The organism is Bacillus sp. BR3(2024), assembly GCF_039134555.1.
Taxonomy (GTDB): Bacteria; Bacillota; Bacilli; order Bacillales; family Bacillaceae_G; genus Bacillus_A; species Bacillus_A cereus.
The window spans coordinates 4,001,241-4,013,753 of record NZ_CP152433.1; the positions used below are offsets into that span (position 1 = coordinate 4,001,241).

Sequence of the window (12,513 nt, forward strand, 5' to 3'; positions counted from 1 at the left end):
AATCTCTCCTTGCAGTGCTTTATTTATAACCGGAAGAATTAAGAAATCGTCATTTGAGAAAAAAAGCTATCCATTACTGGATAGCCTCTGCTGTCTGTTTAAAATGATGCGCTTGCGTAAGTAATTCTTTCGCATGCTCTGTCGTTAAATCTGTGATTTCCACACCAGAAATCATTCGAGCTATTTCTGTTACTTTATCCTCCATAGTTAAAACAGTAACCGATGTAATTGTCCGATCATTCGCTACTTGTTTTCGAATAAATAAATGTGAATCTGCCATTGAAGCTACTTGAGGTAAGTGCGTAATACAAAGTACTTGCGAGTTTACTGATACTCGATAAATTTTTTCCGCAATAGCCTGTGCGACCCGGCCACTTACACCCGTATCCACTTCATCAAAAATAACAGATGCAACCCCTTGATGCTTAGAAAAAATGCTTTTTAAAGCTAAAATGATACGAGATAACTCTCCGCCAGATGCAACCTTTGAAAGTGGTTTTAGCGGCTCTCCTGGGTTCGTTGAAATATAAAATTCCACATGATCGTAACCATCCGCCGTAAGTCTTACCGGCGCACCTTCCACAAGGGGCTCTTCTACATTTCCTTCTCTCTTCATAATTCTCACTTCAAATTTCGTTTTTTCCATATATAATTCTTTTAATTCCTGATGAATTGCATTTGTAAGGTGTTCTGCAAGCTCATGACGCATATTACTTAACAACGTTGCTTCTTTCAGAATAACACTTTCTAATTCCTTCAACTGTTTCTTCGTCGTTTCAATATGAACGTCTTTATTTTCAATCGTAAAAATTTCCTGTTCAATTTTATCAGCATACGCTAAAATCTCTTCTACAGTATTTCCATATTTTCTCTTTAGCATACGAATTTCATTCAAACGTGTTTCGATTTCATCTAAACGATTTGGATCATATTCCATCATATCGAGCTTTTCTCTCAGTTGATAGGCAACCTCTTCTAATAAGTAATAGCTATTTGCAATTGAATCATGATTCTCCTGATACACTTCATCTAAATGTGTAATACTTTCCATTTGCCCCATTGCACTTCTTACATTATCTAACCCTTGTCCGTCGGCACTTAACGAACGATATGCATCACCTAACGCTTTATAAATCTTTTCAAAATTAGAAATTTGCAATCGTTCCTCAGTTAATTCATTTTCTTCATCCATCTTTAAATCCGCCTTGCGAATTTCTTCATGCTGAAATTGAATTAAATCTAAGCGATGTGCCATTTGTTGCTCATTTTCACTTAACGATTTCAATTGTTTTTTTAATTTTTCATAGTCAGCGTATACGTTTTGATATATGTCTAATTGTTTAACGATTCGATCCCCATCAAAGTGATCAAGCATAAACAGATGTCGTTCTTCATTCATTAAATCTTGCGTTTCGTGCTGTCCATGAATATCAACAAGTGTTTTCCCAATTTCTTTTAATATGCTAAGTGTAACAAGCTTCCCATTTACACGACATACACTCTTCCCGTTCGCAGCAATATCACGCTTTAAAATAATCATGCCATCTTCTATTTCTATATCTAACTCTTCTGCCTTTTCAATACATGGATGCTTCTCATCTTCAACATAAAATAGCCCTTCAATCTCAGCCTTCTCTGTTCCATATCGAACAAATTCTGCTGACCCACGGCCACCTACAAGTAAACTAATTGCATCAATAATAATCGATTTTCCGGCCCCTGTTTCACCGCTTAAAACCGTTAAACCTTTTTGAAAAGAAATATTTAATGCTTCAATAATAGCAAAGTTTCTAATCGATAATTCCGATAACAATGCCCCATTCACCTCGTTATAAAATAATCCCTTACTAAAGGATTTTCTCAGTTCTTCATTCAAATAATCATGCTATATATTTGTATGTATATACTCTTCTAACCCGCTTCATTGTACCAAACATTTGTTTTACGGGTCAATCCATCTATTTTCTAACTTTATGCAAACAAAATATTATATTACAATTGAAAATTCATATTTTTAACCAATAAAAATATCTTGTTCACTTTCCACTTTACGATGGAAAGCAAACAAGATTTTTTGTTACAACATATTTAAGAAACGATCAGAGACAACACCTGTATCGTCAGGTGTACGGCAAATAATTAAGCAAGTATCATCACCACAGATGGTTCCGATGATCTCATCCCACTCTAAATGATCAATAAGTGCTCCAAGTGAATGAGCGTTACCAGGCAATGTTTTTAGCACAAGCATATGTCCTGCCGTGTCTAATTTTACAAATGAATCCACTAGATTTCGTTTTAATTTTTGTAACGGGTTAAATCGTTGATCTGCTGGCAAGCTATATTTATAGCGCCCATCATGTAATGGCACCTTCACTAAGTGCAGTTCTTTAATATCGCGCGATACTGTTGCTTGCGTTACATTAAATCCCTCATTACGTAAAATATCAACTAATTCATCTTGTGTTTCAATTTCTTTGTTTGCAATAATTTCCCTGATTTTAATATGGCGCTGACCTTTATTCATACATTTGCACCTCACACTATCTCTTACCATAGTTTAAACATTGGTATACTTCACTTATTTATGTTAACTTATAATTCGTTTCTTGTACACAATTGTTTTTACAATCATTATACAATTACAGCAAAAAGAGGAACAACATATGTTATTCCCCTTTCCCTTTTTGTTTTAGAACTTCATGCGCTTCTGTAACAACTTGCTCTATAGAAATCGGAGAATGATTTTCGCCATTCTCACGTTCACCATGCCATTTCAGATGAATTAAAAATTCAATATTACCATCCCCACCCGTAATTGGTGAGAATGTTAAACCTTCCACATCATAGCCTTCTTTTAAAGCAAACTCGACAATCATTTCTACAACAGCTTCATGTACTTTTCTATCGCGAACGATACCTTTTTTCCCAACTTGCTCTCTTCCAGCTTCAAACTGCGGTTTAATTAACGCTGCTACATCTCCGTTAGGCATAAGCATTGTTTTTAAAACTGGCAGTATAAGCTTTAATGATATAAATGAAACATCAATACTTGCAAATTGAGGTAAACCACGTTCTAAGTCTGCTGGTGTCACGTAACGGAAGTTTGTTCGTTCCATTACAACAACACGCTCATCTTGACGTAATTTCCACGCTAGTTGATTGTATCCTACATCTAATGCATAAGATAATTTCGCTCCATTTTGAAGCGCGCAATCTGTAAAGCCACCAGTTGATGAACCAATATCTATCATAACTTTATCTTGTAAATCAAGATGAAATGTCTCTAATGCCTTTTCAAGTTTATAACCACCACGACTTACATACGGCATAACTTGTCCCTTCACCGTAATCTCAGTATCTTGCGAAATTTTCTCTCCTGGCTTATCAAGTCTCATCTCATTCGCATATACGAGTCCGGCCATAATGGCGCGCTTTGCTTTCTCACGCGTTTCTATAAGTCCTCGCTCTACTAATAGTACATCTACTCTTTCTTTTTTTACGCTCATTTGTTACGCCCTTTTTTGTTTTGATGGAATCATTGTATGAATACGGTCTACAACAGCATCTGTCGTTAAACCAATTTCTTCTAATAATTTTGTTACACTTCCGTGCTCTATGAAGCGATCTGGAATACCCATTCGTTCAACTAATGCACTATGGTAACCATTTTCAGATGCAAATTCAACTACTCCTGTTCCAAAACCACCGATTAAACAAGCTTCTTCAATCGTTAAAATCGGTATATTCTTTCCTAGAAGATCATGTAAATATGCTTCATCCATTGGTTTAATAAAGCGAGCATTCACTACTTTCACTGAAACCCCAGCTTTTTCAAGACGCTCAGCTGCTTCCATTGCCATTGGTATTGTCGTACCAAACGTTAAAATAGCTGCTTGTGTACCCTCTTTTAACGTCTCCCACGTACCGATTGGAATCGCCTTTAATTCTTCATCCATATGAACGCCAAGTCCATTACCGCGCGCATAACGCAATGCGATTGGTCCATCTTCATATTGCATCGCGGTATAAACTAAATGTTGCCCTTCATTTTCATCTTTCGGCATCATAAGCACCATATTCGGCAAGTGACGTAAGAATGAGATATCAAATACGCCTTGATGCGTTTCACCATCTGCTCCTACTAATCCCGAACGATCTATTCCGATGAAAACATTTAAATTTTGGCGGCATATATCATGAACAACTTGGTCATATGCTCTTTGTAAAAATGTTGAATAAATCGCTAAGAATGGCTTCATTCCTTGCGTTGCCATACCTGCTGCCATTGTTGTAGCATGCTGTTCTGCAATACCTACATCAATCATACGATCTGGGAATTCTTTTTGGAATTTCTCAAGTTTTGATCCAACAGGCATTGCAGGTGTAATTGCTACGATACGCTCATCTGCTCTCGCTAGCTTAAGTACTGTTTCACTAACGACAGCACTCCATGCTGGTGCAACTTCTTTCGGCTTAACGAAGTCACCTGATTCAATTTTATAAGGTCCTGTTCCATGCCAAGTTCCAATAACGTCACTCTCAGCCGGTTTATAACCTTTTCCTTTTTTCGTAATAACGTGAACGAGTACTGGGCCTTTTGTTTTCTTTGCATATTGCAACGTTTCGAATAACTTTTCATAATCATGCCCATCGACTGGACCTAAATATGTAAAGCCTAACTCTTCGAAAAAGACACCAGATACTAGTAAATATTTAAGACTATCTTTTATTTTCTCTGCTGTCGCAGCCACTTTCCCGCCAACTGCTGGGATTTTCTTTAATATATACTCTAATTCATCTTTTACCCAGTGATATTTTCCTGCGGTACGTAAACGACCGAGCACATTATGAAGCGCACCAACGTTTGGTGCAATTGACATTTCATTATCATTCAAAATAACAATCATGTCTGTTTTTTCATGTCCAATATGGTTCAATGCCTCTAAAGCCATTCCGCCTGTTAAAGCACCATCTCCAATAATTGGTATAACATATTCTTTCGTTTTCTTTAAATCACGTGCCAGAGCCATTCCCATTGCAGCCGATAACGAAGTCGAGCTATGACCAGTTTCCCATACATCGTGCTCACTCTCACAACGTTTCGGGAAACCACATAGACCTTGATATTGCCTTAATGTACCAAACTCTTTCGCGCGTCCAGTTAAAATTTTATGTACATAGGATTGATGTCCTACATCCCATAAAAATTTATCTTGCGGGCTATCAAATAATTTATGCAGAGCAATTGTGAGTTCTACTACACCTAAATTAGGTGCAATATGTCCACCTGTTTGAGAGAGCTCTTCAATTAAAAACTTACGAATATCCTCACTCAATCCCTCTAGTTCACTGATAGACATATCTTTCAAAAAACTAGGGTTTTGAATTTGCGTTAGATCCACACGGATCACTCACTTTCATTTCATAATCTGTCAACATGTCAAATATTATAAAAAACATTTACACAAAACAAGAAATTCTCTTTTCTATTTTTCGTCTTGTCCCGCTATTAACCAGTCTATTGCGCCTTAATCCTATTATAAACCATATTTCTTTAGGCGATGAAAAAAATAGCCGCTAACACGAAGTGATAACGGCAATGTAATCTACATATATTTTTGCCAATAACAAGAAAAGAAAAACCTTTTCCTACATTTATATCATAAAATGATGAATGACTCAACAAATGAAAACGCTGTTATATTAGTTATTACGTTTTGCAATCAAATCGCAAATAGATAGTAAATATTCATCTTGTAATTGCAAGGAGCTAATCGCACCTTTTGCTTCTGCAATTGTTTCTTCTAAAATCTCCTTTGCTCTATCTACAGTAAACAACGTCGTATATGTGCTCTTTTCATTAGAAAGATCGCTACCAATCGGTTTTCCAATCTCTTCTTCAGTTCCTTCCACATCTAAAATATCATCTCGAATTTGGAAAGCTAGACCGATATATTTGGCAAACGTAAGCAACTTTTCTTCTTGCTCTTCTGTCGCATCAGAAAGTATCGCACCCGCAAGTACAGCAAATTCAAGTAGTTTTCCGGTCTTATGTTTATGGATGTACTCCAATTCATCAATCGTAAGGCGTTTCCCTTCCGCTTCCATATCTGCCACTTGTCCGCCAACCATTCCTTCTGGTCCTGCTGCTTTTGCGAGTTCAAGTACAAGTCTTACTTTTTTTTCAGCAGAAATTTCTTTTTGCTCATATGCCATAATAACTTGAAAAGCATATGTCAATAAGCCATCTCCTGCTAAAACTGCCATCGCTTCACCAAATACTTTGTGATTTGTGGGCTTTCCTCTTCTTAAATCATCATCATCCATACAAGGTAAATCATCATGAACTAACGAATATGTATGAATCATTTCAAGAGCACAAGCTGCACCTACTCCAAGATTTCTTTCTTTCCCAAACGCTTGTAATGTTGCAAACAAAAGTAACGGGCGGAGACGTTTTCCACCCGCTTCCAAAGAATATGCCATCGCTTCACGAAGTACATTTGGACATTGTAATCCATTTGCATAGCTTACAAGTTTTTCTTCTACGAAAGTTTTACTTTCTTTCAAAAAAGTATCAAAAGCAATCGTCACTATGCTTCATCTCCTAAAGCAGTAAACGGTTCAAGCTCTCCATCTTCCCCAAGAATAACTGCCATTTGTTCTTGTACATTCTTCAGCTTCTCATCACAAAGCTTAGATAATTCCATACCTTCTTTAAAATAAGAAATCGCTTCTTCTAAAGGTACGTCACCTTGTTCTAGCTTAGAAACAAGATGCTCAAGTTGCGAAATTGCCTCTTCAAAGCTTAATTTATTTTCCATTATTCAATTCACGCTCCTCTATGCCTGATACGCTACAATCTAGTATTCCATCTTGTAATTGAACTGAAACAGCATCTCCAAGGCTTACATCTTTCACACTTTTTAACACTTGCTTCTCTTCATCATATACAAGCCCGTACCCTCTCATCATTACTTTAAGCGGACTTAATGCTTCAAGTTTTTGAGCAGCTCTTACAAAGGCAAATTCTTTCGTTTGAAGTAACGTTTGCATTTCACGTTGTAATTGCTTTTGCAACGTTTCCACAGCTACCTTCGTTTGCATAATTTTTTGAGATGGGTGGTGCTTCTCTAAATAAAATGAAAGTTGCTTTAACTGATTCACCTTTTTATCAATATAGCGCTCTTTCGCTAAAACAAGCTGTTCTAGCGCTCTATCTAATTGCTCTTCCTTTTGCTCATATACTTGTCTTGGATAACGGAACGCATACGATTTTTGCAACACTTGTAGTTTTTCTTCTTTTTTATGTACTAACTCTCTCATCGCTCTTTGCAATCTCAGAGTTCTTTGTAATACCTTTTCTTGTAACTCTATAATATTAGGTGCTGCCAGCTCAGCTGCTGCGGTCGGTGTTGGCGCGCGTAAATCTGCAACAAAATCTGCAATTGTAAAATCTGTTTCATGGCCTACTGCCGAAATAATAGGAATTTCACTCTTAAAGATTGCTCTTGCAACCATTTCCTCATTGAAAGCCCATAATTCCTCAATAGAACCTCCACCACGACCAACGATTAGTACATCTATCTCTCCCATTTCATTCGCTGTACGAATCGCTTGTACAATCGAGGGAGCCGCTGACTCCCCTTGTACAAGTACCGGAAATACAATAACATTCCCAATTGGATAACGACGTTTAATCGTTGTTATAATATCACGAATCGCTGCTCCTGTTGGCGACGTAATCACACCTATTGTTTTAGCGTAAGGAGGAATCGCTTTTTTATAAACTTGAGAAAAAAGTCCTTCCTCTTCTAAACGAACTTTTAACTGTTCGTACGCTAAATGTAAATTTCCGACTCCGTCAGGCTGCATGTCTTGAATATAAATTTGATAAGAACCACTCGCCTCGTAAACAGAGATTTTTCCTTTCACGAGTACCTTCATCCCATTTTCAGGTTTGAATTTAATATTACGATTATGGCCCGCAAACATAACCGCTGCGATTCTTGCATTTTCATCTTTCAATGTAAAATACATGTGGCCACGGCTATGATTTTTAAAGTTGGAAATTTCACCTTTTAACCAAACAGACTGCAAATGCGGATCATATTCTATTTTTGTTTTTATATAGCGTGTTAACGCTGTAACGGTTAAATATTGCTTCTCCATTTCTCTCTCCTCATAGCCGACTCAAATTATTTACAAACGACACCTGCACGTTTGGCAGATTCAACAGTATTATGAAGAAGCATTGTGATTGTCATTGGACCAACACCCTTTGGCACAGGTGTAATGTAACCCGCAACATCTAACACGTTGTCAAAGTCAACATCACCACAAAGTTTTCCTGTTTCTAAACGGTTAACACCAACGTCAATTACAACCGCCCCTTCTTTAATATAATCCGCTGTTATCATTTTAGGTCGTCCAACAGCTACGATTAAAATATCAGCTAACTTCGATAACTCTTTCATATTTTGCGTCTTAGAATGACAATATGTGACAGTGGCATTTTCATTTAAAAACAATTGCCCCACTGGTTTACCGACAATATTACTTCTTCCAATTACTACTACATGTTTTCCAGAAATATCAAGATTTGTTTCTTTTACTAATTCTACAATACCATGCGGTGTACATGGAAGGAATGTATCTTGTCCCGTCATCATACGTCCCACGCTGATTGGGTGAAATCCGTCTACATCCTTTTCTGGTGAAATTCTTTCAATGATAGCTTTTTCTTCAATATGTTTTGGTAAAGGTAATTGCACTAATATGCCATTAATACGGTCATCGCCATTTAAGCGATCGATTTCAGCAAGCAAACGTTCCTCAGTAATTGTTTCAGGAAGTTCAATTAGCTCTGAGTAAATCCCTACTTGTTCACAGCCTTTTTCTTTTCCTTTCACATAAGAACGAGATGCTGGATCTTCTCCAACTAAAATAACTGCTAATCCTGGTACAATACCTTGCTCTTTCAACTTCACAACTTCTTCTGTTAATTGTGCTCGTTTTTTCTCCGCAACTTCATTTCCTTTGATGATTACTGCTACCATTTTAAGATTCCCCCTTAAAGAATTTACAGTGTATCTTTTATATTAGATAAAACGCCGTTAATAAAACGACGAGATTCCTCATCCCCAAATGTTTTAGCAATTTCAATTGCTTCGTTAATTGTTACGTTGTGTGGAATTTCTTCCATGTATTTCATTTCATACACAGCTACACGTAAAATACTGCGATCAACAATACTAATACGCTCAAGCTTCCACTTTTTTAAATTTTGACGAATCGCTTCATCGATTGCTTCTTTATTTTCTACAAAACCTACTACAAGTGACTCTAGAAACTCATTTGTTTCTTCGCCTTCATCTAGCGTGTTTTCCACTGCTACTTTCGGTTCTAATTCACCTGTAATATCCATTTGGTATAATGCTTGCATTGCTCTTTCTCTAGCCGTCCTACGTTTCATTGTAACTCTCCTTTATGCTTCAAGTCTTTCCTTATACTTTGTTATATTATTATAATTTATAAGCCGTCAATTCACTTACTCTTACAGTTTTCATTGATTTTCCAACCTTATAATACAATGATAATAACACAATTTATCGTTTCACACACGGGTTACAAGGCTGAAAAATAATAAAAAGATTAACTTCAAGTTCCATATCTTATCACAATGTACGTTTTTTGGAAAAACGACACATTTTCTTGTTTATTTCTTATTTTTTGAAATAGTATAATAATTAGAGGGTTGTAATTTGTGAAGAAATGAAACGATAAAAAAGATGCCTATGTTACTAGGCACCTTTTCATTCTTACACTGGTTCGATTTCTGTTTTTTGTGTTTCGAATGTTACGCCAACGATGTGAACATTCACTTCTTTTGGCTCAAGTCCTGTCATTGTAAAGAGTGCTTGGCGAATATTGTCTTGAATCTTTTGTGCAACAACTGGAATTGCTACACCAAAATACATTACAACATAAAGGTCAACGATAATATCTTCGTTTGCTAATTCAACCTTTACACCTTTACCATGATTTTTCTTACCTAACTTCTCAACAACATCTGTAGCAAAATTACCGCGCATTGCCGCTACACCTTCTACTTCAGCAGCTGCAATACCTGCAATTACTTCAATTACTTCTGGTGCAATTTCTACTTTACCAAGAGTTGTATCTTGACCCATATCTAACATATGTTCAGCCATGAAAAAAACCTCCTTTAATGTATCACTGCGTCACAAGTTCATGCTCTTCCAAAAATTTCGTATTAAACTCACCTTTTACAAAATCAGGATGATCTAGCAATTGCAAATGGAACGGGATTGTTGTATGTACGCCTTCAATGACAAATTCACTAAGTGCGCGCTTCATTTTTGCAATTGCCTCTTCACGTGTTTTTCCGTGAACAATTAATTTAGCAACCATCGAATCATAGAAAGGTGGGATTGAATATCCCGGATATACAGCTGAATCGACGCGAATACCAAATCCTCCTGGTGGTAAGTACATTTCTACTTTACCTGGAGATGGCATAAATTTTTTGGCAGGGTTTTCCGCATTAATTCGACATTCAATTGCCCAACCATTAAATTGTACTTCTTCTTGCTGTAACGATAACTTTTCTCCTGAAGCAACAAGAATTTGTTCTTTAATTAAGTCCATTCCTGTTACCATTTCAGTAACCGGATGCTCAACCTGAATTCTCGTATTCATCTCCATGAAGTAAAAGGTTTTCGTTTTATATTCATAAATAAACTCAACCGTACCAGCACCTGTATAATCAACCGCTACCGCCGCTTTAACTGCCGCTTCACCCATCTGCTTGCGAATCTCTTCATCAAGTGCAGGTGATGGACTTTCTTCTAATAGTTTTTGCAAACGGCGCTGAATTGTACAATCACGCTCTCCTAAATGAATGGCATTTCCGTGTGTATCTGCCATTATTTGAATCTCAACATGGCGGAAATCTTCAACGTACTTTTCTAAGTATACACCAGGGTTCCCAAAAGCGGTACTAGCTTCTTGCTGTGTAATTTGAATTCCTTTTATAAGCTCTTCTTCATGGCGTGCAACACGAATACCTTTTCCACCGCCACCTGCAGTCGCTTTAATAATAACTGGATATCCAATTTGATTAGCAAGCTCAATCGCTTCTTCGGTATTTTTAATAATCCCTTGTGAACCTGGTACAATCGGAACCCCTGCTTCTTTCATTGTATCACGAGCAACGTCTTTTGTGCCCATCTTTGAAATAGCTTCTGGACTTGGACCGATAAAAATCAAGTTACATTCACGGCATAACTCTGCGAAATCTGCATTCTCTGCTAAAAATCCGTATCCCGGATGAATAGCATCGCAGCCTGTTAACTTCGCAACGCTAATAATGTTTGTCAAATTTAAATAGCTTTCTTTCGAAATCGTTGGTCCTACACAATACGCCTCGTCTGCAATCTGTACGTGAAGTGACTCTTTATCTGCTTCTGAATAAATTGCAACTGTTTCAATATCCATTTCTTTACAAGCACGAATAATTCGTACAGCAATTTCCCCACGATTGGCTATTAATACTTTTTTTATCATCACAAAGACTCCCTTATTACGCTTTTACAAGAAATAGCGGTTGTCCATATTCAACAAGCTGTCCGTTATTAACAAGAATTTCAACAATTTCGCCCTCTACATCAGCATCAATTTCGTTAAATAACTTCATAGCCTCGACAATACATACGATAGAATCTTTCGATACTCTATCCCCAACACTTACATATGGAGGTGTATCAGGCGAAGAAGAAGAATAGAATGTACCTACCATCGGTGATGTGATTTTATGTAGGTTTTCATTTTGAACAACCTTCTTCTCTTCTTGTTTTGGCACTTCTGCTTGCGCTGCTGCTACTGTCGTTTCAACTTCAACAGGCGCTACTGGTTGCATAGCTTGTTTTGCTGCAGGTGCTTGCACAGCAACAACTTCATTACCACGCTTTTTCATTTTGATTGTTGTACCGTCTTTTTTGTATTCAAATTCATCAATATTAGAGCTATCAATTAATTTAATTAATTCACGAACTTCTTGAATTTTAAACATGTAAAATCCACTCCCATACTCTTGTTTGTCCCGTTTTTACAGATTCTCGTCACGAAAACTAGATTGACTGTAAAAATACGATGTACTCTATTAGAAAATATATTTCATTAACTAATAGAAATATTTACTATTTCCATCTTACGATAAATTTTTTAAACATTCCAATTTATATTTCTTTATAATAAATCGAAATTCCTGTAAAAATATTATTCCAATAAAAATTTAATACCTAGTAATAATACCAAGTTTCACATGAAATTGGCAAGACCACTTCTTAAAAAACATTCACTACTTTTGCAAAACGTTACAAAGCAAACATGCCATTCCCTCCTCACTCTTCACCACACCTATAGTCAATAACGTATTTTTACCAAATATTATTTTTTTGTTTACACGCCGTTCATCATTCCTTCATA

Annotated in this window: 12 protein-coding genes; all 12 read right to left on the bottom strand. The window is 36.7% G+C overall.

What is annotated here, in order from left to right; genetic code table 11:
* Window positions 1-73 precede the first annotated feature (73 nt).
* Window positions 74-1,813, bottom strand: a complete 1,740-nt coding sequence (gene recN, locus V7S45_RS20475; protein ID WP_000947768.1) for a DNA repair protein RecN — start codon at window positions 1,811-1,813, stop codon at window positions 74-76.
* Window positions 1,814-2,077: 264 nt separating this feature from the next.
* A complete protein-coding gene (argR, locus tag V7S45_RS20480) occupies window positions 2,078-2,527 on the bottom strand; it encodes an arginine repressor ArgR (RefSeq protein ID WP_001032580.1) in 450 nt (149 codons plus the stop codon).
* A 142-nt stretch (window positions 2,528-2,669) separates the two neighbouring features.
* A complete protein-coding gene (locus V7S45_RS20485) occupies window positions 2,670-3,509 on the bottom strand; it encodes a TlyA family rRNA (cytidine-2'-O)-methyltransferase (protein ID WP_000111875.1) in 840 nt (279 codons plus the stop codon).
* A gap of 3 nt (window positions 3,510-3,512) precedes the next feature.
* The gene (dxs, locus tag V7S45_RS20490; protein ID WP_000366452.1) at window positions 3,513-5,405 is read right to left on the bottom strand and encodes a 1-deoxy-D-xylulose-5-phosphate synthase; all 1,893 of its coding nucleotides are present in this window, start codon (window positions 5,403-5,405) and stop codon (window positions 3,513-3,515) included.
* Between the two features lie 301 nt (window positions 5,406-5,706).
* Entirely contained in the window at window positions 5,707-6,597 is an 891-nt protein-coding gene (ispA, locus tag V7S45_RS20495) for a (2E,6E)-farnesyl diphosphate synthase (protein ID WP_000150381.1), read from the bottom strand.
* Window positions 6,597-6,827 (bottom strand): exodeoxyribonuclease VII small subunit, encoded by a 231-nt coding sequence (xseB, locus tag V7S45_RS20500; RefSeq protein WP_000428423.1) that lies wholly within the window; start codon window positions 6,825-6,827, stop codon window positions 6,597-6,599. Before xseB ends, ispA begins: the two co-directional genes overlap by 1 nt.
* The gene (gene xseA / locus V7S45_RS20505) at window positions 6,817-8,175 is read right to left on the bottom strand and encodes an exodeoxyribonuclease VII large subunit (protein WP_000415249.1); all 1,359 of its coding nucleotides are present in this window, start codon (window positions 8,173-8,175) and stop codon (window positions 6,817-6,819) included. The genes xseB and xseA overlap by 11 nt, the downstream gene beginning before the upstream one ends.
* Window positions 8,176-8,201: 26 nt before the next feature.
* Entirely contained in the window at window positions 8,202-9,062 is an 861-nt protein-coding gene (gene folD, locus V7S45_RS20510) for a bifunctional methylenetetrahydrofolate dehydrogenase/methenyltetrahydrofolate cyclohydrolase FolD (RefSeq protein ID WP_000226732.1), read from the bottom strand.
* A gap of 23 nt (window positions 9,063-9,085) precedes the next feature.
* Complete coding sequence (gene nusB / locus V7S45_RS20515; RefSeq protein WP_000830247.1) at window positions 9,086-9,478, bottom strand: N utilization substance protein NusB; 393 nt, start codon at window positions 9,476-9,478, stop codon at window positions 9,086-9,088.
* Window positions 9,479-9,824: 346 nt separating this feature from the next.
* Window positions 9,825-10,217, bottom strand: a complete 393-nt coding sequence (locus tag V7S45_RS20520) for an Asp23/Gls24 family envelope stress response protein (RefSeq protein WP_000807630.1) — start codon at window positions 10,215-10,217, stop codon at window positions 9,825-9,827.
* A 22-nt stretch (window positions 10,218-10,239) separates the two neighbouring features.
* A complete protein-coding gene (gene accC, locus V7S45_RS20525) occupies window positions 10,240-11,592 on the bottom strand; it encodes an acetyl-CoA carboxylase biotin carboxylase subunit (RefSeq protein ID WP_000592871.1) in 1,353 nt (450 codons plus the stop codon).
* 16 nt (window positions 11,593-11,608) lie between these two features.
* Entirely contained in the window at window positions 11,609-12,097 is a 489-nt protein-coding gene (gene accB / locus V7S45_RS20530) for an acetyl-CoA carboxylase biotin carboxyl carrier protein (RefSeq protein WP_000472866.1), read from the bottom strand.
* Window positions 12,098-12,513: the final 416 nt, after the last annotated feature.